The 22188-nt window shown below is 71.0% G+C and carries 20 protein-coding genes; 16 read left to right on the top strand and 4 right to left on the bottom strand.

From position 1 onward, the window contains the following. Positions 1-27 precede the first annotated feature (27 nt). From ABDW61_RS07315 to ABDW61_RS07280, 8 genes are all read left to right on the top strand, one after another. Positions 28-1884: a sigma 54-interacting transcriptional regulator gene (locus ABDW61_RS07315; RefSeq protein ID WP_343637696.1), complete on the top strand. Its 1857-nt coding sequence runs from the start codon at positions 28-30 to the stop codon at positions 1882-1884. 234 nt (positions 1885-2118) lie between these two features. Beyond that, positions 2119-3360 (top strand): thiolase family protein, encoded by a 1242-nt coding sequence (locus ABDW61_RS07310; RefSeq protein ID WP_343637694.1) that lies wholly within the window; start codon positions 2119-2121, stop codon positions 3358-3360. A gap of 7 nt (positions 3361-3367) precedes the next feature. After that, positions 3368-4948: a CoA-transferase gene (locus ABDW61_RS07305; RefSeq protein WP_343637692.1), complete on the top strand. Its 1581-nt coding sequence runs from the start codon at positions 3368-3370 to the stop codon at positions 4946-4948. Positions 4949-4955: 7 nt separating this feature from the next. Continuing rightward, positions 4956-5771, top strand: a complete 816-nt coding sequence (locus ABDW61_RS07300; RefSeq protein WP_343637688.1) for a crotonase/enoyl-CoA hydratase family protein — start codon at positions 4956-4958, stop codon at positions 5769-5771. Continuing rightward, a complete protein-coding gene (locus tag ABDW61_RS07295; RefSeq protein ID WP_343637686.1) occupies positions 5768-7627 on the top strand; it encodes a feruloyl-CoA synthase in 1860 nt (619 codons plus the stop codon). Before ABDW61_RS07300 ends, ABDW61_RS07295 begins: the two co-directional genes overlap by 4 nt. Positions 7628-7633: 6 nt before the next feature. Next, the gene (locus ABDW61_RS07290) at positions 7634-8407 is read left to right on the top strand and encodes an SDR family NAD(P)-dependent oxidoreductase (RefSeq protein ID WP_343637684.1); all 774 of its coding nucleotides are present in this window, start codon (positions 7634-7636) and stop codon (positions 8405-8407) included. A 21-nt stretch (positions 8408-8428) separates the two neighbouring features. Further along, positions 8429-9457, top strand: coding sequence for an aromatic ring-hydroxylating dioxygenase subunit alpha (locus ABDW61_RS07285; protein WP_343637682.1), 1029 nt, complete (start codon positions 8429-8431; stop codon positions 9455-9457). Continuing rightward, positions 9454-10407, top strand: coding sequence for a PDR/VanB family oxidoreductase (locus ABDW61_RS07280; protein ID WP_343637680.1), 954 nt, complete (start codon positions 9454-9456; stop codon positions 10405-10407). Before ABDW61_RS07285 ends, ABDW61_RS07280 begins: the two co-directional genes overlap by 4 nt. 26 nt (positions 10408-10433) lie before the next feature. Here the strand turns inward: ABDW61_RS07280 and ABDW61_RS07275 are convergent, their stop codons facing one another. After that, on the bottom strand, positions 10434-12074 hold the full coding sequence (locus ABDW61_RS07275; protein ID WP_343637678.1) for an ATP-binding protein: 1641 nt from the start codon (positions 12072-12074) through the stop codon (positions 10434-10436). Positions 12075-12246: 172 nt separating this feature from the next. Between ABDW61_RS07275 and ABDW61_RS07270 the strand changes: the two genes are divergently transcribed. The 3 genes from ABDW61_RS07270 (at position 12247) to ABDW61_RS07260 (ending at position 14549) form a co-directional block, all read left to right on the top strand. After that, the gene (locus tag ABDW61_RS07270; RefSeq protein WP_343637677.1) at positions 12247-13155 is read left to right on the top strand and encodes an alpha/beta hydrolase; all 909 of its coding nucleotides are present in this window, start codon (positions 12247-12249) and stop codon (positions 13153-13155) included. A gap of 475 nt (positions 13156-13630) precedes the next feature. After that, the gene (locus tag ABDW61_RS07265; protein WP_343637676.1) at positions 13631-14083 is read left to right on the top strand and encodes an Hsp20/alpha crystallin family protein; all 453 of its coding nucleotides are present in this window, start codon (positions 13631-13633) and stop codon (positions 14081-14083) included. A 28-nt stretch (positions 14084-14111) separates the two neighbouring features. Then, on the top strand, positions 14112-14549 hold the full coding sequence (locus ABDW61_RS07260) for an Hsp20/alpha crystallin family protein (protein ID WP_343637675.1): 438 nt from the start codon (positions 14112-14114) through the stop codon (positions 14547-14549). Positions 14550-14569: 20 nt separating this feature from the next. On the opposite strand, the gene ABDW61_RS07255 is transcribed toward ABDW61_RS07260, so the two are convergent. After that, a complete protein-coding gene (locus ABDW61_RS07255) occupies positions 14570-14863 on the bottom strand; it encodes a hypothetical protein (RefSeq protein ID WP_343637674.1) in 294 nt (97 codons plus the stop codon). On the opposite strand from ABDW61_RS07255, the gene ABDW61_RS07250 reads away from it, so the two are divergent. The 4 genes from ABDW61_RS07250 (at position 14862) to rpoZ (ending at position 17545) form a co-directional block, all read left to right on the top strand. After that, the gene (locus tag ABDW61_RS07250) at positions 14862-15974 is read left to right on the top strand and encodes an AAA family ATPase (RefSeq protein WP_343637673.1); all 1113 of its coding nucleotides are present in this window, start codon (positions 14862-14864) and stop codon (positions 15972-15974) included. The genes ABDW61_RS07255 and ABDW61_RS07250 overlap by 2 nt on opposite strands. After that, complete coding sequence (locus ABDW61_RS07245) at positions 15971-16621, top strand: DUF4276 family protein (RefSeq protein WP_343637671.1); 651 nt, start codon at positions 15971-15973, stop codon at positions 16619-16621. The genes ABDW61_RS07250 and ABDW61_RS07245 overlap by 4 nt, the downstream gene beginning before the upstream one ends. Positions 16622-16696: 75 nt before the next feature. Next, on the top strand, positions 16697-17320 hold the full coding sequence (gmk, locus tag ABDW61_RS07240) for a guanylate kinase (protein ID WP_343637669.1): 624 nt from the start codon (positions 16697-16699) through the stop codon (positions 17318-17320). Between the two features lie 21 nt (positions 17321-17341). Continuing rightward, positions 17342-17545 (top strand): DNA-directed RNA polymerase subunit omega, encoded by a 204-nt coding sequence (rpoZ, locus tag ABDW61_RS07235; protein WP_058936171.1) that lies wholly within the window; start codon positions 17342-17344, stop codon positions 17543-17545. A gap of 91 nt (positions 17546-17636) precedes the next feature. Here the strand turns inward: rpoZ and ABDW61_RS07230 are convergent, their stop codons facing one another. Continuing rightward, positions 17637-19550 carry an ATP-binding protein gene (locus tag ABDW61_RS07230; RefSeq protein WP_343637668.1) on the bottom strand — a complete coding sequence of 638 codons (1914 nt, stop codon included), beginning with the start codon at positions 19548-19550 and terminating at the stop codon, positions 17637-17639. Between the two features lie 159 nt (positions 19551-19709). Between ABDW61_RS07230 and ABDW61_RS07225 the strand changes: the two genes are divergently transcribed. Continuing rightward, positions 19710-21101: an amidohydrolase family protein gene (locus ABDW61_RS07225; protein ID WP_343637666.1), complete on the top strand. Its 1392-nt coding sequence runs from the start codon at positions 19710-19712 to the stop codon at positions 21099-21101. Positions 21102-21137: 36 nt separating this feature from the next. Here the strand turns inward: ABDW61_RS07225 and ABDW61_RS07220 are convergent, their stop codons facing one another. Then, positions 21138-22112 (bottom strand): peptidoglycan-binding protein, encoded by a 975-nt coding sequence (locus tag ABDW61_RS07220; RefSeq protein WP_343637664.1) that lies wholly within the window; start codon positions 22110-22112, stop codon positions 21138-21140. Between the last annotated feature and the right edge of the window lie 76 nt (positions 22113-22188).

Genomic DNA, 22188 nt, shown 5'->3' with positions numbered 1-22188 from the left:
CGGTCGATCTGCTCAATTGATCAAGCCATGACCAAGCCGCCCCGCATCTCCCTGGCCGAAGTGGCCCGCCAGACCGGCACGATGCTGCGCCGCGGCGACAGCCGGCACTTCGTCGAGGCGCAGCAGCCGACGATGGACGACCTGACCGAGTCGCTGTTCTTCTCCCCGGGCGACGGCCGCATCTGGCTCAACGACCAGCGCATGCTGCTGCTGCACAGCTCCGCCGTCGGGCACCTGCGGCGCGAGCTGATCGACACGCTGGGCCTGGAGCGCGCGCGCGGCCTGCTCACGCGCGCCGGCTACGTGTCCGGCGCGCGCGACGCGCAGCTGGTGCGCGAGCGTTGGCCGCAGGCCGACGCGGCCAACGTCTTCATGGCCGGTACGCGGCTGCATGCGCTCGAGGGCGTGGTCAAGGTGACGCCGCTGGCCTTCGACTTCGACATCGACCGCGGCACCTACGAGGGCGAGTTCCTTTGGGAGCACTCCAGCGAGGACGACGAGCACATCAGCGCCTACGGCCTGGGCACCGAGGCCGCCTGCTGGTCGCAGGTGGGTTACGCCACCGGCTACGTGACCAGCCTGTTCGGCCAGCTCGTGATCTTCCGCGAGGTGGAGTGCCGCGCCATGGGCGCGAGCGTGTGCCGCGTGATCGGCCGGCACGCCGCGGCCTGGGGCGACATCAGCGAGGACCTGCGCTACCTGGAGGCCAAGGACTTCCGCCGCATCAACGCCGCCGCGGAACCCGCCCCGTCGTCGCCGGCCGCGCCGGCCGACGCCCGTGGCGAGCGGCCCGCCGAGCGTGATGGAGCCCCCGCGGAACGCCACGCGGAAGGCCGCGCAGACCGCCAGGCCGAACGCCATGACATCGTCGGCGCCTCCTCCGCCTTCAACTCCGCCTGCCACCAGCTGGCGCGCGTGGCCGCGACGCGCGCCACCGTGCTCTTCACCGGCGAGTCGGGCGTGGGCAAGGAGGCCTTCGCGCGCCGGCTGCATCGCATCAGTCCGCGCGCGGCCGAGCCCTTCATGGCGGTGAACTGCGCCGCCATCCCGGAGACGCTGATCGAGAGCGAGCTCTTCGGCGTCGAACGCGGCGCCTTCACCGGCGCCAGCCAGTCGCGCCCCGGGCGCTTCGAGCGGGCGCACGGCGGCACGCTGTTCCTGGACGAGATCGGCACGCTCAGCCTGGTCAGCCAGGGCAAGCTGCTGCGCGCGCTGCAGGAGGGCGAGATCGAGCGCGTGGGCGGCACGCGCGTGCTGGAGGTCGACGTCCGCGTGGTCGCCGCGACCAACGTCGACCTGCAGGCCGAGGTCAGCGCCGGGCGCTTCCGCGAGGACCTCTACTACCGCCTCAACGTCTACCCCATCCACCTGCCGCCGCTGCGCGAGCGGCGCGACGACGTCCCGCTGCTGATGGCGCATTTCCTGCGGCGCGAGGCCCAGCGGCACGGCCGCCACCCGACCGGCTTCACGCCCCGCGCGGTGCGGGCCATGCTGCATTACGCCTTCCCCGGCAACATCCGCGAGCTGCAGAACCTGGTCGAGCGCGGCGTCATCTCCGCCGAGGACGGCCAAGCCATCGACGTGGCCCACATGTTCCGGCGCGAGCAGCTCAGCGACGAGGCGCTGCTGGCCATCGGCGCGCACGGCACGCTGCGCAAGGGCGCGGCGCCTGCGCCGCGCCTGCTGGACCTGCTGGGCGAGGCCCTGCATCCCGGCAGCGCCGGCCACGTGGCGCTGGACGCCATCGAGCGCCAGCTGCTGCGCGAGGCCACCGAGGCCGAGCACGGCAATCTCGCCGCCGCCGCCCGCCGGCTGGGACTCACGCGCGCGCAGCTGGCCTACCGGCTCCAGCGCGCCGCGCAACCGCCCGCGCCCGCCGGCTGAGCCGCGATATCGCCCTCCGGCGATCGATTCATTTCGCTAATCAATCCACTGGTTCGCGGCCAGCGGCGGCATCGCCACTGGCCCGCTCATTCTCGCCATCCTCATGCGATTCATGGCCTTCAAAGCCGGTGATCACGACGTGTAGATCCGTGCAAACCCTGAAAGACACGACTCGCTTTTAGTTAATACTGTTAATCATCAGCAGCCAAGCAACTGGCCTCGCCAGTCGTTCCCATGCCCGACTTCTCCGCCCGATTCGATGATCACTGGCTCCTCGATGGCGCGCGCACGCCGCTGGTGGACTACTGCGGCGCGCTGGCCGAGGTCTCGCCCATCGACCTGGGCATCAAGGCGGCCCGCGCCGCGCTGACGCGCGCCCAGGTGCCTGGCGCCGCCATCGACTCGGTGGTCACCGCCTCGATGGCGCAGGCCTCCTTCGATGCCTACATGCTGCCGCGCCACGTCGGTCTGTACGCCGGCGTGCCCATCGCGGTGCCGGCCATCCTGGCGCAGCGCATCTGTGGCAGCGGCTTCGAGATCATTCGCCAGGCCGCGGACCAGATCACGCTGGGCTACGCCAGCCTGGCGCTGGTGGTGGGCGCGGAGTCGATGTCGCGCAACCCGATCTGCGCCTACACGCACCGCGGCGGCTTCCGGCTCGGCGCGCCGGTCGAGTTCAAGGACTTCCTGTGGGAAGCGCTGGACGACCCGGCCGCGAAGGTCTCGATGATCCAGACCGCCGAGAACCTCGCCCGCCAGTACGGCATCACGCGCGCCGAGGTCGACGCCTATGCCGCGTCCTCGTTCGAGCGCGCGCTGCGCGCGCAGGCCGAGGGCTTCCATGCCGGCGAGATCGTGCCGGTGACGAGCGAGCGCTTCGAGCTCGACGGCTACGAGCCGCGCGGCATCCGGCTGCCGCGCAAGGTCGCCGTCGCGGACCGCGACACGCATCCGCGTCCGTCCTCGTTCGAGGCGCTGGCCGCGCTGCGGCCGGTCTACGAGGGCGGCGTGCAGACGGCGGGCAACTCCTCGGCGCTGGTGGACGGCGCGGCGGCGGTGGTCGTGGCCTCCGGCGTCCAGGTGCGCGATCGCGGGCTGCGGCCGCTGGCGCGCCTGCGCGGCGCGGCGGCCGCCGGGGTGCCGCCCGAGATCATGGGCATCGGCCCCGCGCCGGCCATCCGCGCGCTGCTGTCGCGCTGCGGGCTGACGCTGGCCGACATCGACCTCTTCGAGATCAACGAGGCCCAGGGCGCCCAGACCCTGGCCTGCGCGAAGGAGCTCGGTCTGGACCTGGACCGGCTCAACGTCAATGGCGGCGCCATCGCGCTGGGCCATCCGCTGGCCGCCACCGGCGTGCGGCTCACGCTGACCGCCGCGCGGGAACTGCAGCGCCGCGGCGGCCGCTACGCCGTGGTCTCCGCCTGCGTCGGCGGCGGCCAGGGCATGGCGCTGCTCATCGAGAACCCTGACGCCTGAGGCCCGCATGAAGATCATCACCGCCGACCAGGTCGGCCCCCTCGTCCAGGACGGTGCGACCGTCTTCCTCGGCGGCCTGGCCATGATGGGCCTGGCCGAGGAAGCGCTGCAGGGCCTGGAGCGCCACTTCCTCGCCACCGGCCACCCGCGCCAGCTCACCACCTGGGCCTGCGGCGCCATCGGCAACGCCGGCAGCGGCGGCATGACGCACCTGGCGCACCCGGGCATGGTCAAGCGCGTCGTCGCGGGCCATTTCGGGCAGACCGGCAAGGCCATGATGGCCATGGTCCATGCCGGCGAGGTCGAGGCCTACAACTTCCCGCAAGGCTCGCTGTCCAGCCTCACGCGGCACATCGCCAGCCGCTCGCCGGGCCTGCTGACCAAGGTCGGACTGGGCACCTTCGTGGACCCGCGGCAGGAAGGCGGCCGGCTGAATGCAGCGTCGCGCGAGGACCTGGTGCGCCTGGTCGAGTTCGAGGGCGAGGAATGGCTCTTCCATCCCGCGCCGCGCATCGACGTCGCCTTCATCCGCGCCACCTATGCCGACGAGCGCGGCAACCTCAGCATGGACAAGGAAGGCGTGCTGCTGGAGCAGCTCGCCATCGCGCAGGCGGCGCGCGCCTGCGGCGGCATCGTCGTGGCGCAGGTCGAGGCGGTGGTGGCCGCCGGCAGCCTGCATCCCAAGAGCGTGAAGGTGCCCGGGCTGGTGGTGGACTACGTGATCGTCGCCCAGCCCGAGAACCATCTGCAGACCATCACCACGGCCTTCAATCCCGCCTTCAGCGGCGACGTGCGCGTGCCGCTGGACCGCGTGCCGGCGCTGCCGCTGGACGAGCGCAAGGTCATCGCCCGCCGCGCCGCGATGGAGCTGCGGCCCGGCGCGGTCACCAACCTGGGCATCGGCATCCCGGCCGGCGTGCCGTCGGTGGCGGCCGAGGAAGGCGTGGCGGGCCTGCTCACGCTGAGCGTCGAATGCGGCGTGAACGGCGGCGTGCCCGCGCAGGGCGGCGACTTCGGCCTGGCCTACAACCCCGAGTCCATCATCGAGCAGTCTTCGCAGTTCGACTTCTACGACGGCGGCGGCCTGGACTGCAGCTTCCTGGGCCTGGCCCAGACCGACCGCCACGGCAACGTCAACGTCAGCAAGTTCAACGGCCGCCCGGTGGGCTGCGGCGGCTTCATCAACATCACGGCTTCGACGCCGCGGCTGGTGTTCTGCGGCAGCTTCACCGCGGGCGGCGTCGAGCTTGCCGTCTCGGACGGCGCGCTCCACATCCGCCAGGAAGGCCGCGCGCGCAAGTTCGTCGAGCAGGTCGAGCAGATCACCTTCAACGGCCGCGATGCCGCGCGGCGCGGCCAGGAGGTGCTCTTCGTCACCGAGCGCGCCGTCTTCGCGCTGCGCGAGGAGGGCCTGGAGCTGACCGAGATCGCACCCGGCATCGACCTCGAGCGCGACGTGCTGGCCCACATGGAATTCCGTCCGCTGATGCGCGGTGTGAAGACCATGGACGCCGGACTCTTCCGCGACCATTGGGGCGGCCTGGCCGCCGCCCTTGCCGCATCGACCTCCGCATCGACCTCCGCATGACCCTCGCATGAACGCCGCCACCGACTTCCTCCCCGCCAGCGGTCTGCTGGCCCAGCTCGACCTGCTGCTCATCGAGCATGCGGGCGCCATCACCCGGCTGCGCCTGAACCGCCCGGCCAAGCGCAACGCCATCAACGAGGCGCTGATCCGCCAGCTGCACACCGCGCTGCTCAACCTGCCGGCGTCGACGCGGGCGCTGGTGATCAGCGGTGAAGGCGAGCACTTCTGCGCCGGTCTGGACCTGTCCGACCTCAGCGAACGCAGCGTGGCCGAAGGCGTGCTGCACTCGCGCGGCTGGCATGTGGTCATGGACGCGCTGCAGTTCTGCAGCGTGCCGGTGGTGGTCGCGCTGCATGGCGCGGTCGTCGGCGGCGGACTGGAGCTGGCGGCCGCCGCCCACATCCGCGTCGCCGACGAGACCGCCTACTTCGGCCTGCCCGAGGGCCAGCGCGGCATCTTCGTCGGCGGCGGCGGCTCGGCCCGCATCCCGCGCCTGGCCGGCGTGGCCTGCATGACCGACATGATGCTCACCGGCCGCGTCCTGGACGCCCAGGAGGGCGAGCGCCGCGGCCTGGCGCAGTACGTGGTGCCGGCCGGACAGGCCGTCGCCAAAGCCATCGAGCTGGCCGCGCGCATCGCGCAGAACGCGCCGCTGTCCAACTTCGCCGTGACGCAGGCGCTGCCGCGCATCGCGGATCTGCCGCAGGCGGACGGGCTCTTCATGGAATCGCTGATGGCGGCCATCGCCCAAGGCGATGAGGTGGCCAAGCAGCGGCTGCAGGACTTCCTGCACAAGCGCAGCCCCAAGGTCCTCAAGTCATGACGCCGCGCTACCGCCCCGTGGCTGTCGGCGGCTGCCTGGACCGCGCGCGGGTCGAGCACCGCGGCGACGGCGGTTTCGTGCTGCGCTCACCCGAAGCGCTGGCGCCCTACCCGCGGCACATGGGCGAGCGCCTCTCGCACTGGGCGCGGACCGCGCCGGACCGGCTGTTCGCGGCCAGGCGCGGCCCGGACGGCGCATGGCGCCGTCTCGGCTACGCGGACATGCTGACGCGGGCGCGCTCGCTGGGCCAGGCGCTGCTGGACCGCGGCCTGAGCGTCGAGCGGCCGCTGGTCATCCTGTCCGACAACGACCTCGAGCACCTGAGCCTGATGCTGGGCGCGATGTGGGCCGGCATCCCGAGCGTCAGCCTCTCGCCAGCCTATTCGCTGGTCTCGACCGACTTCGGCCGGCTGCGCCACATCGTGGCCAAGGCCACGCCGGGCGCGCTCTACGCGGCGGACGCCAGCTACGAGCCGGCCATCGAGGCCGCGTTGTCGGCCACGCCCGGGGACACGCGCATCGTGCTCGGCGAAGGCCGGCTGGCGGGCCGGGCGGCGGAGCGCTTCGACGAGTTGCTCGACACCGCGCCGGGGCCCGCGCTGGAGGCGGCCCATGCGCAGGTGGGTCCCGACACCATCGTCAAGCTGATGTTCACGTCGGGCTCGACCAAGGCGCCCAAGGGCGTGATCGTGACGCAGCGCATGTGGTGCGCCAACCAGCAGATGACGCTGCAGACCCTGCCCTTCCTGGCGCAGGAGCCGCCGGTGACGCTGGACTGGCTGCCGTGGAATCACACCTTCGGCGGCAACCACAACCTGGGCATCGTGCTCTACAACGGGGGCAGCCTGTACATCGACGAGGGCAAGCCGGTGCCCGGCCGCTTCGAAGAGACACTGCGCAACCTGCGCGAGGTCGCGCCGACGATCTTCTTCAACGTGCCCAAGGGCTATGACGAACTGGTCTCGGCGCTGCGGGCCGACAGCGCGCTGCGCGACCATTTCTTCAGCCGGCTGAGCCTGGTCGAATGTGGCGGCGCCGGCCTGTCGGCCAAGACGCTGGACGCCTTCAACGAACTGGCCGAGGCCGCCATCGGCGCGCGCATCCGCCTCGCCGCGGGGCTGGGCATGACCGAGACCGCGCCGACCTGCACCTTCGCCATCCCAGAGGACTCCCGCCCCGGCTTCATCGGCTGCCCGATGCCCGGCGTGGACGTGAAGCTGGTGCCGGCGGGCGACAAGCGCGAGGTGCGCTTCCGCGGCCCCAACGTGATGCCCGGCTACTGGCGCGAGCCGGAACTCACGCATGAGGCCTTCGACGATGAGGGCTACTACCGCACCGGCGACGCGGCGCGGCCCGCCGATCCCGGCGATCCGTCGCTGGGGCTGATGTTCGACGGACGCCTGGCCGAGGACTTCAAGCTGTCCACCGGCACCTTCGTCAGCGTCGGGCCGCTGCGCGCCCGGGTCATCGCGCTGGGCTTTCCCTGCGTGCACGACGCAGTCGTCACCGGCCTGGACCGCGACGAGATCGGCCTGCTGATCGTGCCGCGCATGGGCGAGGCGCGCCGGCTGGCCGAGCTGCCCGACAGCGCCCCGGCCGCCGAGGTGCTGGCGCATTCGATCGTGCGCGGCTTCTTCCAGGACCTGGCCGACCGGCTCTGGGCCGAAGGCACCGGCAGCGCCAACCGACCGGCGCGGCTGCTGGTGCTGGCCGAGCCGCCGTCCATCGACGGCGGCGAGATCACCGACAAGGGCTCGATCAACCAGCGCGCGGTGCTGAGCCGCCGCGCCGCGCTGGTCGAGCTGCTGCACGGGGCGGCCGACGGCCATCCCGACGTCATCACCCCCAACCGCTGAGCTCCCATGAACCTCTCTGGACAAGCTGCCCTCGTCACCGGCGCCGGCTCCGGCCTGGGCGAAGCCGTCGCCCGCGCGCTCGCCGCGCAGGGCGTCCGCGTCGCGCTGCTCGACATCAACGACGCCGGCGCCCGGCGCGTCGCCGCCGACATCGGCGCCGATCGCGCGCTGCCGCTGCGCTGCGACATCACCGACACCGCCTCCGTCACCGCCGCGCTGGACGCGGCGGCGGCGGCCCATGGACCGGCCCGCATCCTGATGAACGTCGCCGGCATCGGCACCGCCAAGCGCCTCGTGCAGCGTGACGGGTCGCCCGCGCCGCTGGAGGATTTCGAGCGCGTGGTGCGCATCAACCTGATCGGCACCTACAACATGACGCGCCTGGCGGCGAGCCGCATCGCGGCGCTGGCACCGCTGGCCGACGGCGAACGGGGTGTCATCGTCAACACCGCGTCGGTCGCCGCCTTCGACGGGCAGGTGGGTCAGGAGGCCTATGCCGCGTCGAAGGGCGGCATCGTCGGCATGACGCTGCCGCTGGCGCGCGACCTCGCGCAGTTCGGCGTGCGTGTCTGCACCATCGCGCCCGGACTGTTCGCGACGCCGCTGATGAAGGAGCTGCCCGAGGAGGTCCAGCAGAGTCTGGCCGCATCCATCCCCTTCCCCAAGCGCCTGGGCCTGCCCGAGGAGTTCGCCGCGCTGGCCGCGCACATCGTCGCCAACGGCCACCTCAATGGCGAGGTCATCCGCCTCGACGGCGCGCTGCGCATGGCGCCGCGCTGACCGCGCAAGGAGACCCGCACCATGTTCCTCACCCACACCTGGTACGTCGCCGCGCGCAGCGACGAGGTCGGCGGCGGCCAGCCGCTGGGCCGCAAGATCTGCAACCACGCGATGGCCTTCTTCCGCGACAGCGCCGGCGCGGTCCACGCGGTGGAGGACTTCTGCCCCCACCGCGGCGCGCCGCTGTCGCTGGGCCGCGTGGCCGGCGACACGCTGGTCTGCGGCTACCACGGCCTGGCCATGGGCGGAGATGGCAGGACGGTGTCCATGCCCTGCCAGCGCGTGCGCGGCTTCCCGGCCATCCGCAGTTTCCCGGTCCATGAGGCGCATGGCTTCATCTGGGTCTGGCCGGGCGACGCCGCGCGCGCCGACCTGGCCGCGCTGCCGGCCTTCGAGTGGCTGGGCAATCCGGCCTTCGGCTATGGCGGCGGCCTGTACCGCATCGCCTGCGACTACCGGCTGATGATCGACAACCTGATGGACCTCACGCACGAAACCTACGTGCATGCGGGCAGCATCGGCCAGAAGGAGATCGACGAGATCCCCTGCAGCACGCGCGTCGACGGCGACCATGTGATCACCGAGCGCCACATGCGGGGCATCGAGGCGCCGCCGTTCTGGCAGATGGCGCTGCGCATGAACGGCCTGCCGCACGACCAGCCGGTGGACCGCTGGCAGATCTGCCACTTCACGCCGCCGAGCCACATCATGATCGAGGTCGGCGTGGCGCTGGCCGGCCACGGCGGCCATGAGGCGCCCGACGAGGTCAAGGCGGCGAGCTGGGTGGTGGACTTCATCACCCCGGAGACGGATACCTCCATCCACTACTTCTGGGGCATGGCGCGCCGGTTCAAGCCGCGCGACGAGGCGCTCACCGAGCAGATCCGCGAGGGCCAGGGCCGGATCTTCGCGGAGGACCAGGAGATGCTGGAGCGCCAGCAGCAGAACCTGCTGGCCTGGCCGCAGCGCCAGCTGCTGATGCTGAACATCGATGGCGGCGGCGTGCAGTCGCGCAAGGTCATCGAACGTCTGATGGCGGCGCAGGCATGAGCGACCTGATCCCTGTCCGCGTCCTGGCCAAGACCGCGGTCGCGCGGGACGTCTGCGCCTTGAGCCTGGTCGCGGCCGACGGTGGCGCCCTGCCCGCCTTCACGGCCGGCGCGCATGTGGACGTGCATCTGCCGGGCGGTCTGGTGCGTCAGTACTCGATCAGCAACGATCCCGCCGACGCGCGCCAGTACGTGCTGGGCGTGCAGCTGGCGGCGGACTCGCGCGGCGGATCGCGCGCGGTGCACGAACAGCTGGCGCCGGGCCAGACGCTGCGCATCGGCGCGCCGCGCAATCACTTCGCGCTGGCGCCGGCGGCGCGCCACAGCCTGCTGATCGCTGGCGGCATCGGCATCACGCCGCTGCTGGCGATGGCGCGCCAGCTCGCGCGTGAAGGGGCGAGCTTCGCGCTGCACTACGCGGCGCGCGACGCCGGGCGCGCCGCGTTCCGCGCCGAGATCGAGGCCAGCGCCTGGGCCGGCGCGGCCCGCTTCCATGTCGGGCCAGACCGGCTGGACGTGCGCGCGCTGCTGGCTGAGCAGGCGGCCGGCACGCATGTGTACGTCTGCGGTCCCCGGCGCCTGATCGATGCCGTCACCGATGCCGCCGAGCAACTGGACTGGACGGGCGAGCGGGTGCATCACGAGTTCTTCGCCGGTCCCCAGGCGCCGCCACCGGACGAGGATCGTCCGTTCGAGATCGAGTTGCGCTCGGGCCGCGTCATCCCCGTGGCGGCGGGACAGAGCGCCGCGCACGCGCTGATCGCCGCGGGCGTGCCGCTGCTGACCTCCTGCGAGCAGGGCGTCTGCGGCACCTGCCTGACGCGTGTGGTCGCGGGCGAGCCGGAGCATCGCGACCTCTACCTCACCTCCGAGGAGCAGGCGGCCAACGACCAGTTCCTGCCGTGCTGCTCGCGGGCACGTGGTCCCCGGCTGGTGGTGGATCTGGGCTGAAGCCGGGCGGCTCCACCGCTTCTGACTCAAGGCTCGCGCCGGATCGCCGCATCGATGGCCCGCAGCAGGTCACCTTGCCCGAAGGGCTTGGCGACGCGGCGGAACCACGGGATGGCGGTGTCGCTGGCCGCCGCGGTTTCCGCGCCCGCGCTGACGGCGACCACGGGGATGCCGGCGGTGCGCGGGTCCTGCGCCAGCAGCTCGAAGGCCTGATGTCCCGTGAGTTCGGGCATGCAGTTGTCCATGAGGATGACCGCGGGCCGATGCGCGATGGCCAGGGCCACGCCCTCGCGGCCATTGCTGGCGGTGATGAGGCGCAGGTCCTCGCGCGGGGACAGCTGCGCGCGCACCAGTTCCTGGCTGGGCAGGTCGTCTTCCACGAGCAGCACGGTGTGATGACCGGGCGTGTCGGCGGCGCGCTGCGGCGGCGCGGCGATGGGCGTGTCGGCCGCGGCGGCGGCCTCACCCCCTTCCTTGACGACGAGATCGATCCAGAAGGTGCTGCCCTGGCCGGGCGTGCTGTCCACGCCGATGCGGCCGCCCATCAACTCGACAAGATGCTTGGTGACCACCAGGCCGAGGCCCGTGCCTTCGACGCCGCCGGGGCCTTCCTGCGTGCGTCCGAGGCGATTGAAGGGCTCGAAGAGATGGGCGACCTGCTCCGGCGCGAGTCCGTGGCCGCGGTCGCTCACCTCGACACGCAGGTGCTGGCGATCAGCGGACCGCACGGCCAGCGTGAGTTCGCCGTCGGCGCGGTTGTACTTCACCGCGTTGGACAGCAGGTTGAGCAGCACCTGCTTCAGCCGCGTGCGGTCGGCCACGACGGCCAGGTCCTCGGGCGGCGTGGCGAAGCGGGTCTTCAAGCCGCGCGCCTGGGCCTGCGGCTCGATCATCGCGGCGCATTCGGCCAGCACGGCATGCAGCGCCAGCGGCTGCAGGTCGAGCTCGACCTTGCCGGCCTCGATGCGCGCCAGGTTCATCAACTCGCTGATGAGCGTCAGCAGGTGTTCGCCGGCCTGGAGGATGTGGCCGTTGAACTGGGCCTGACGCTCGGCCGGAAAGCCGTGGCCGGGCTCGGCCAGCAGGCGCGAGAAGCCGATCACCGCGTTCAGCGGCGTGCGCAGCTCGTGGCTCATGCGGGTGAGGAACTCGCTCTTGGACTGGCTGGCCCGCTCGGCGGCGCGGGTGGCCGCCACCAGCTCGCGGTTGCTGGTCTCGAGCTGCTCGGTGCGCTGCGCGACGCGGCGCTCCAATTCCTCGTTGAGCTGGCGCAGCGCGGTCTCGGCGAGCACCCGCTCGGTCACGTCCAGCGGCGCCACGAAACGGGCGGCGCGGCCGTTGTAGGTCAGCTCGTGCGAGGTGATCTCGACGTAGATCAGCCGCCCGTCGCGCAGCCGGTGACGCCACACGCCGCTGTTGAAGACCTCGGGCGGCGTCAGCAGCACCGACTGCTCCACCGCGCTGACGTCCTCGGGCGGGCGGATGTCGCGGATGGTCATGGACAGGAACTCGTCGCGCGAGTAGCCGTATTTCTGGCAGGCGACCTCGTTGACGTCCAGGAAGGCCAGCGTCTGCAGGTCGTAGATCCACATCGGCACCGGGTTGGCCTCGAACAGGCGCTGGTACCAGCGGGGGTCGGATGTACCGGGTGCCGGGCACTGCGTCATGAGGGGTTCCTCTCCTGCGAAGTGACTCTCGCCTGCCGTGGGTGGGCCAAGCATAGACCGAACCGGCCGGACGAACAGCCGCCCCGCCAGTCACCCGCGAATGGCGCCTGGGCATGCCGCGTGCCGCAGGGCATCGACGGGCCTCTTTGCCGCCCGGGAGACGGAGTCGTGCATGTCTGAAGCATCGAGCGAGGACCGGTTCTTCAGCGGCTTCTCCGCGCAACACGTGGCCCTGTCGGGCGCGACGCTCTGGTGCCGCTCCGGCGGTGCAGGCGGCCTGCCGCTGTTGCTGCTGCACGGGCATCCGCGCACCCACGCGACCTGGCATGCCGTGGCGGCGCGGCTCCAAGGAGATTTCCAGGTCATCTGTCCGGACCTGCGCGGCTATGGGCGGTCGAGCAAGCCGCCCACCGACGCCGAGCATGCGCCGTACAGCAAGCGCGCGATGGCGCGCGACATGGCGGAGCTCATGACGAGCCGAGGCCATCGGCGCTTTATCGTGGCCGGGCATGACCGGGGGGCGTATGTCGCGCTGCGGCTGGCGCTGGACCATCCGGAGCTGGTGTGCGGCCTGGTGATCCTGGAGGCGGTGCCGATCTCGGAGGCCCTGGGCCGCTGCGACGCGCGGTTCGCGCAGCGATGGTGGCACTGGTTCTTCTTCGCCCAGCCGGACAAGCCGGAGGCCGCGATCAACGCCGATCCGAATGCCTGGTACGGCGCGCCGGAACGCAAGCGGCAGCAGATGGGCGACGAGGCCTTCGAGGACTATCAACGCGCGATCCACGACCCGGCCACCGTGTCCGCCATGCTGGAGGACTACCGGGCCGGGCTGGGGGTGGACCGGGAGCACGAGCTGGCCGATGTGCGGGCGGGGCGCCAAGTCGCCTGCCCCATGCTGCTGGGCTGGGCCAGCGGCGATGACCTCGGTGAGCTCTATGGGAAGCCTGCCGCGGTGTGGGCGCGCTGGTGCGCGCATCCGGTGCAGGAGGTGGTGTTCGACTGCGGACATCACATCGCCGAGGAGCGCGCGCCCGAGCTCGCGCAGGCCATCGTCGCATTCGCGGCGCATTGCGCCGATTAGTGACCGCAGTACATATCAGGGTTTCTACTGATTTTTAGACCCTTGAAGCGGGCGCGCGCAGTTCCTAAATCCGGCTCGTCAAGCCATCACTCGATTCGGATGAGGACCTGGATCATGGCCAAGCAGCAAGTTGAATCGTCCCGCGCGCCCATGCGGCGCTCCTCGCGCCCGGCGCGCCTTCCACTGAGCCTGTCGCAGCTTCAGGCCTACCTGATCGCACGCGACGCGCTGCGGCGCCTCAAGGGGCCCTCGCGGCCGCTGCTCGCGCGGGAGCCCTCCCCGCCGCCGGCTGCTTCTCGCGCGTCTCCAGCTTCTCCCGCTGCTCGCGAGCATCCCCCGCAGCGCTGACCCGCGCCGCATCCGATCGACCGCGGCAGGCGCGCCCGCGCCCGCCTCGGGGATGGTCTTCGCCCCATCGGGGCACCGGTGCCGGCGGCGGCCGCCGGCTCCCTCAACCCAGGAAAGGAGGTCTTTCATGTTCGATCCCGCATTCCATCGGCCTCGCGGCCTGCTCGATCAGCTGGCGCAGCTGCAACAGGCGCTGTCGCGCTCGCTGGCGCCGGACGGCTTCGCCGACGGCATCCGCTCGTCGGCGGCGGGGAGCTTCCCGCCGATCAACGTCGGCCGCACCGAGCGGTCCATCGAGGTCTACGCCTTCGCACCGGGCCTCGAGCCCGAGGCCATCGACGTGACGGTCGAGCGCGGCGTGCTGCGCCTGTCCGGCGAGCGCAAGCCCACGCGCCGCGCCCAGGACGAGTCGGTGCAGGTGTACGCCGCCGAGCGCTGGCACGGCCGCTTCAGCCGCGCCGTCAGCCTGCCGGACGACGCCGACACCAGCAGCGTGGAGGCGAACTACCGCGACGGCGTGCTGCGCGTGAGCGTCGGCCTGCGCGAAGCGGCCCAGCCCCAACGCATCAACGTGCAATGAACGGATCCCCGCATCGGAAGGAGTTGCCATGTCTGATCGCACCCAACTGACCCGCACCGGCGAGACCGCCGACACGCAGCGACACGCCGTCGCGGAGACCGCCTCGCGCGGCGACCGCTCCGGCCAGGACAACCGCGCCGTCGCGGAGCCGGCGGTCGAGATCCTCGAGGACGCCGCCGGCATCACGCTGCTGGCCGACATGCCGGGCGTGCCGCGCGAACGCGTGGACGTCCGGCTCGATGGCGAGACGCTGTGGATCGAGGGCGAGGCCGATGTGCTGGCGCCGGCCGGCATGCGCGGCCTGTGGGCGGAGGTAAAGGTCCCGCGCTTCCGCCGGGCGTTCACGCTGAGCCGCGAACTCGACGCGGCGCGCATCGAGGCCGGCGTCAAGGACGGCGTGCTGACGCTGCGGATCCCGAAGCAGGCGCATGCCCAGCCACGGCGGATCACGGTGTCGACGGGCTGAGCCCGGCGCCCGCGGCCGGTTCAGGCGCCGCGCGCGAAGTCGCCCAGACCGGGGCGGGCACGGTCCGCGTCGTTGCTGGTGTCGCTGGGCAGGCCGAGCTCCGGCCGCTCCTGGCGCTTGAGCGCCTCGACGCCTTGCGCGCCCTCCAGCGCCGACGACGAGACGGCGCGGCCGGGTTCGCCGCCGCTGGATTCGCCAGCGTCCAGCAGGTCATCGGTGCGCGCGTTGGGCGGCGATGCGCCCCACTCCGGCTTGCCGGGTGATCTGAGGGTGCTTTGTGGGCAGCCCTCTTGCGGCGAAGGACAATGCGGCATGGCCTCCAACTCCCGCACCCAGGATTCCGGACGAATCTCGCGCCTTTTGCTGCGCGGATACAAGTCCATCGGCGAATGTGACCTCGAACTCCGGTCGCTCAATGTCCTGATCGGCGCGAACGGAGCGGGCAAATCCAATTTCATCGGGTTCTTCCGGCTCGTCAACGAGGTGATCGGGCAGCAGCTGCAGCGAAGCGTCACGCTGGCGGGCGGTGCGGATGCCGTGCTCAGGTTCGGACGCAAAGTCACCGACCAGCTCGATTGCACCATCGAGTTTTCAGAAGGCGCGCGCTACGGTTTTTCGCTCGAGGCCACGGTCGACAACCGCCTCGCATTCAGTCGCGAAGTGGTCGGCATCCTCGATGGCGTCGAGGTGACCAGCCAGGGTTACCTGGAATCCCAGGCTCATCTCTACGACAGTCACGGCAATGGCAACGCGCTCGACAGCGTTCTGCGCTCCATGCGCTCATGGACGGTCTATCACTTCCATGACACCGGCCCATCGGCCAGAGTCAAACAGGTCCACAACATCCACAACAACGTGCGCCTGCAGGACGACGCTCGCAATCTGGCCGCATATCTCCTGATGCTGAAGCAGGTTCACCCCGAGCACTACGGCCGGATCGTCAAGGTGATCCGGCTGGTGGCTCCCTACTTCGGCGACTTCCACCTGCGTCCGGTCGTCGGCAACGAGAAGACGATCCAGCTGGAGTGGACCGAGGCCGGCCAGTCCGAACCGTTCACGGCGAGCGCGCTCTCGGACGGCACGCTGCGATTCATGTGTCTCGCGACGGTTCTCCTCCAACCGGAAGCGCTCATGCCAAGCACCCTGCTGATCGACGAACCCGAACTTGGTCTCCATCCGTTCGCGGTCCAGGTGCTCGCCGGGCTCATGAAGTCGCTCTCGCATACGCGGCAACTGATCATCTCCACGCAATCGGTCGCGTTGGTTGATGAGTTCCAAGCCGAGGATCTGATCATCGTGGACAAGCATCAAGGCGCCTCCCGCTTCAAGCGGCTGGATGTGCACGCGCTGAAGGAATGGTTGGCGCAGTACAGCCTGGGCGACCTGTGGCAGAAGAATCTCCTTGGGGGAAGGCCCGGCCGATGAAGCGTATCCACGTCCTGGTGGAAGGTCAGACGGAAGAAGCCTTCGTGCGCGAGCTTCTCGAGCCTCACTACAGCGCGTCCGAGACCTATCTGAACGCCATCGTCGTCAGCACCGGTCCGGCGTCGAAAGGCGGCATCGTCAGCTACGGCAAGGTCCGGTGGCAGATTGAGCAGAAGTGCAAGGAGGATCCGACGGCGCATGTGACGACGATGTTCGATCTATACGCGCTTCCGGAAGACTTTCCCGGCATGCGGAGCGAAGCCTTCGCAAGGGAACGAAATGGTCGGCGCAAGGCTCAGGTGCTGGAACAGGCTCTAGCGGACGATATCGGCCAGCGCAACTTCCTGCCTCATCTGCTGGTGCACGAGTTCGAGGCGGTCCTGTTCTCCGATCTCGACGCCTTCGAAGAGTGGACCGACGACGATGCGATCCTGAAGCCACTGCGGGCCGCCCGGCACGCCGCCATGCCGGAAGACATCAACGACGGCCCTGGCACCGCGCCCTCCAAACGGATCAAAGCTGCGTTTCCGACGTTTGAGAAGACCGTCCATGGGCCGCTGATCGCCTGCGAGATCGGTATCGACGCCATCCGTGCCGCCTGTCCGCATTTCGACGAGTGGCTCCGCCGGCTCGAAGCTTTGCCTTGAGGCCGTGAACTAGTGCTGGCTCTCAGCCAGGCCGTCCTGCCGGGCTCTTCACACCGCCTCCCATAAAATCGCCCGATGGAATACCCGGGCAATCTCTTCGTCGTCGCCGCGCCGAGCGGCGCCGGCAAATCCAGCCTTGTCAAGGCGCTGCTGGAACTGGACGCCAAGCTGAGCGTCTCCGTGTCGCACACTTCCCGCGCCCCGCGCGGCCAGGAGCAGCACGGCCGCGAATACCTGTTCGTCACCGAGGACGAGTTCCGCGGCATGGTCGACCGCGGCGAGTTCTTCGAGTGGGCCACGGTCCATGACAACCTCTACGGCACCTCCCGCGCGGCCATCGAGGCCCGCCTGGAACACGGCGACGACGTCGTCCTCGAGATCGACTACCAGGGCGCCCTCCAGATCAAGCAGCTGTTCCCTCATGCGGTGCTGATCTTCATCCTCCCCCCCAGCTGGGACGAGCTCAAGCAGCGCCTGCTCCGCCGCGGCGACACCGCCGACGAGGTCATCGCCAAGCGGATGAAGACCGCCCGCGACGAGGTCGCGCAGGCCCGGCACTTCGATTTCGTGGTCATCAATGCCGTGTTCGAAACGGCGCTTTTCGACCTGAAAGCGATCGTCCAGGCGCAACGGCTAAAATACGCGACTCAGCGCCGCAACCGGTCGACCGTGTTCCGCGCGCTCGACCTGATCGAATAACCCTCTCCCGCAGGAACCAGCATGGCCCGCATCACCGTCGAAGACTGCCTGACCAAGATCCCGAACCGTTTCCAGCTGGTGCTCGCCGCGACCTACCGCGCCCGCATGCTGAGCCAAGGCCACGCGCCCAAGCTGGAGTCCAAGAACAAGCCCGGCGTGACCGCGCTGCGCGAAGTCGCCAACGGCGATGTCGGCGTCGAGATGCTGCGCCGCGTCCCGGTCTGAGCCCCTCTCGACCCGAGCCGAAACGCCCCGCACGCGGGGCGTTTTTCATTGGGCGGCGATATCGCGGTATTGCGGCCTCGCCGCCCGGCGCTCACTGCCGGGCGCGCTCGCGCCAGAACGCGGCGTCGATGGGCACTTCGTTGCCGCTCTTCTCGTTGATGACCCACAAGCGCGCGCCATCGGGCGCGATGCGGTCGACCTCGCCCACCAGCCGCCCCGCCGCGACGCGCCGCCCCTTCGTGTTGAACGGGAAATCGTCCGCCTTCGCCAGTTCCAGCAGCGGCGCCGCCTCGCGCGGATCGCCGGCCAGCCGCATCCGGTGAACGATGGGCGCGAGCACCTCATTCGTCAGGTCGGCCGACGACAGGTAGATCACCACCTTCGCCTGCGCGCGGCTGAGCGCCACGTTGAGCAGGCGCCGCGCCTCCTCGGTCTGGAGGAAAGGCTGGGTGCCGTCGGCGGGATCGAAGAACACCACCGGCGCCTCGCTGCCCTGCGCGCGGTGCACGGTGCTGACGCGAACCCGCTCGTCCACGCCCAGCGCCGCGAGCCGCTGCCGGATCAGCGCCCGCTGCGCGCGGAACGGCGTCAGCACGATGAGTTCCTCCGGCTGCCAGTCCCCGCTGGCGAGCGCCCCGGCGATGGCCGTGGCGATCGCGCCGGCGGATTCGCGCCGCACCGGGCCACGGTCCTTCGCCGACCAGCCGCCCTCGCGCGTGACGCGATGCACCTTCACGTGGACGTCGGCCGGGATGTCGCCGAGCACCCGTGCCCGCGCCCTCCCCCAGTCCTCCGAGGCCAGCGCGTCCGCCGCGACGCGCAGCGCGCCGTCGTAGAACAGATCGCTGACCAGCGCACCGATGGGCGCGGCCATGCGGGATTGCTCGTCGAGCATTGCCACCGAGACCGGCGCGCCCGTCGCGGGCGCGCCTTTGGGCATCGCCGCGAAGGGCGAGCGCCCGAGCCAGGTCCGCGCGAGCCGGTCCTCGCTGCGCAGCACTGGCGAGAGCTGCTGCGGATCGCCCGCGAACAGCCGCGCGCGGCCCAGCGGCATCAGCGCCAGCGCATGGGCCAGGCTCACCTGGCTGGCCTCGTCGAACACCAGCAGGTCGAAAGGCGGCTTGCCATCGTCGCGGAGCTCGCGCAGCGTCTTGAGCGTGAAGGCGGCGCGCGTGGTGGTCATCGTCGCGAGGCGGCATCTGCGCAGCACCTGCGGCGACGGCGTGCCGCTCTCGGGAATCAGATGCCCCCGCCCCGCGTAGGCCGCCGCGTCGAAGCGCGAGCCCAGCCGCTGCACGGCGCCGCGCAGCGCCTCGCGCCGCCCCTTCTGCAGCGCCTTGTCGACGGCCAGCGTCGCGAGATCAACCGCGTGATTGGTCGTGGAGAGCAGCAGCACGCGCGCCTCGGGCCGGCGGTCGAGGTACTCGGCCAGCAGCACGCCCAGCGTCGTCGTCTTGCCGGTGCCGGGCGGTCCCCAGAGGAAGGCGTTGTCGGCGGCCACCAGGCCGAGCGCCTCGCGTTGCGCCGCGCGCAGCCACCGGAACGGCGAGCCGTCGAGCACCGGCGCCTGAGCCACGCGGCCCGGCCGCGCGAGCCCCGGCCAGCAGGCGGCGGCGCGTTGCGCCCAGCCGTCATCGGCCCAGGCGTCCGCGATGGCCTTGAGAAAGCGCGGCGGATAGAGCCGGATCAGATGGCCCTCGCCGGGCGGCGGCGAGCTGGCGTCCTTCAGCACGAGCTGGTCCTCGCCCGCCAGCACGGCGAGCACGCTCGCGCCGCCCTTGACCGGCGCGCCCCACCACGCGGAGGCGCCCTCCAGGCGATCGTCGAGCAGCGTCTGCGCCGATGACTGGCCGGGCCGCTGTCCTTCGGCGTAGACATAGCCGGGCTCGAGCATCACGCGCCAGAGCGCGCCGTCGGCCACGGCCTGCAGGACCTTGAAGTCGTAGAACTCGGGCGTCGCGGCCATCTCGGCGTCGATCGCCGCGCGGAGGTCGGCGATGGGCATGGCGCGCGACGGAACAGCGGGAAGTGCGAAGGAGGCGGGACTATAGCGGCCGCTCCCCGGCGCGATCCCAGGCCCGGTCCGTGACGAGCGTTACCCGCGCCGGCCGCTCCCCATAATCGCCCGGCCCCTCGCTCTTCATGCCCGACGATGCCCCGCTCGATGATGTCCTTCCCGGCGAACCGCCGTGGATTCCTGATCGGCTCGACGGCCGCGCTGTGCCTGCCCATGGGCCTGCCCGCCGGGCTGCGGGCGCAGACCTCACCGGCGCCGGTCACCGCCTTCGTCGACGTGAACGTCGTGCCGATGGACCGCGAGCGCGTGCAGCGCGGCATGACGGTGCTGGTGCGAGATGGCCTGATCATGTCGATCGCGCCCGCTGCGTCCGCGGCGCCGTTGCCCGAAGGCGCGCTGCGCATCGAGGGACACGGCGCGCTGTGGCTCTCGCCCGGCCTGGCCGACATGCACAACCACTGCGACAGCCGCCAGGACATGGCGGTGCTGCTGGCGCAAGGCGTGACGACCATGCTGAACATGGGCGAGGCGCGCAACAGCTTCGTCGGCCGGCTGCGCCTCGCGATCGAGCGCGGCGAGGTGACGGGTCCGCGCGCCTTCGCCGCGCTGGCGGTGGATGGTTCGCCGGACTACGGGCACCTGGTGCTGCGTTCCGAAGACGACGTGCGCGCCGCGGTGCGGCTCGCGGTGACGAACCGCTACGACTTCCTGAAGGTCTACAACAACCTGGCGCCGGAGGTCTTCGCCGCGCTGGTGCGCGAGGGCCGGGCCGCGGGGCTGCCCGTGGTGGGCCATGGGGTCACGAAGGTCGGCCTCGCGAAGCAGATCGAGTCGGGCCAGGTGCTGATCGCGCATGCGGAGGAGTTCTTCTACACCTACTTCCCGCCAGCGCGCGAGGACGATCCCAACGGCGCGCCGCCGGAGTCCGCGATCGCGGACGCGGTGGCGCTGCTGCGCCGTCACGGCACGACGGTGGTCGCGGACCTGGTGACCTACCGCAAGCTGGCCGAGCAGTGGGGGCGGCCGGAGGTCGTGACCGGCTATTTGAAGCAGCCGGAGGCAGGTTTCGTGGCGCCGACGCAGCGCGCGCTGTGGCCGCTGTCCGGCTACGCGCGGCGCAAGGGCGACCTGATGCGGCGTTACGCCTTCCTCGAGACCTTCGTGCACGCAATGCAGCGCGCGGGCGTGCCGCTGATCTCTGGAACGGACGTCTCGGACATTCCGGGCCTGGTGCCGGGCTATGCGCTGCACGAGAACCTGCGCTGGCTGACGCAGGCGGGGCTGTCGCGCTTCGAGGCGCTGTCGACCGCGACGCGGCAGGCGGGCGAGTTCATCGCGAAGACGAAGCCGGGGCTCGCGCCCTTCGGCACGGTGACGGCGGGCGCGCGCGCCGACTTGCTGCTGACGGCGGCCAATCCGCTCGACGACCTGAGGACGCTGGGCGCGCCGCGCGGCGTGCTCGCAGCGGGCCGCTGGCATGACGAGGCGGCGCTGTCCGCGTTGCTGACGGACGTGGCGGACACATACCGTCACGGCTGAGCGCGACGCCATGGCTGAGCGCCATGGGGCGGCGGCTCAGCCCACGAGCGCGCCGATCAGCGCCACGTCGGCGACGCCTGTAGCGGGCAGACCGCGTGCGCTCTGGATCTCCTTGACGCAGCGCGCGGAGGCGGCGCCGAACACGCCATCGGCCTTGATGTCGGCGCCGAGGTTGGAGAGCGCGAGCTGGAGCAGCCGCACATCGAGTCCCCGCAGCAGCGGCTCCTGCACCGACAGCGCGCGCGAGCCCGGCGCCGGTCCGTTGTAGCAGCCGGGCGGCATGCCGTTGAGCGTGGTCATCGAGATCTCCGCGCCTCGGACCACGAGCGGCAAGGCCAGGCCCCACTGGTTCAGATCGATGAGCCGCTGGAAGGCGTCCATGCGATAGACGGTGTTGCGCAGGATCGCGATGCTGTGCGTCGCCAGCCAGCGGCGGCGCGTGGCCACGTAGGCGCCGATCCAGGCCTGCTCGCCGATCTGGTCGAGCGGACCGGCCGCCTGGTCGGTCTCGCCGCGGATCCTGGCCCAGGAGCCGTGCACGGTGCTGTCGTAGACAACGGCGGTGGCCAGCGCCGAACGGATGCCGAGCTTGACGGCGGCGCGGACCGCGGGCTGCCAGAAACCGTCGTCGAAGAAGCGGTCCTGGGTTTCGCGCATCACCGGATCGTCGGCGCAGGCGCGCAGCAGGTTGTGCAGGCGGCTGTTGGTGTCCAGGTCCGCGCCCTGCGCGTCGATGGCGGGCAGCCAGTCGCGGATGGCGGCGCCGAAGCGCGCGCCGGGGTTGCCGGCGTACTGCTGGAGCAGCTCGGCGAGCTTGCCGGAGGCGAGCGTCGTCTGCGACCGTCCGTAAGTCAGGCGGCCGGGATCGTCCTTGAGCACGGTGACCTGGCCGTAGTCGCCCAGCACATGCCCGGTCTCGAAGAGGTTGACGATGGCCTTGGCGGTGCGCGCCTGGGAATCGGTCAGCGGGACATTCAGCGGAACGTCGGCGGCGATGGTCGGGCTGGGCATGCCGGTCTCCTGGGGACGCAGATCGCGGGAGTCTGGCAGCGGCGTGCCGGTGCGGCATCCGCAATCCGGTGGATGA

The sequence above is a fragment of the Roseateles sp. genome, from assembly GCF_039595595.1.
In the GTDB taxonomy this organism is placed as follows: Bacteria; Pseudomonadota; Gammaproteobacteria; order Burkholderiales; family Burkholderiaceae_C; genus Roseateles.
The sequence above is the reverse complement of the archived record's forward strand: the minus strand, read 5'-3'. Positions and strand labels throughout refer to the sequence as shown.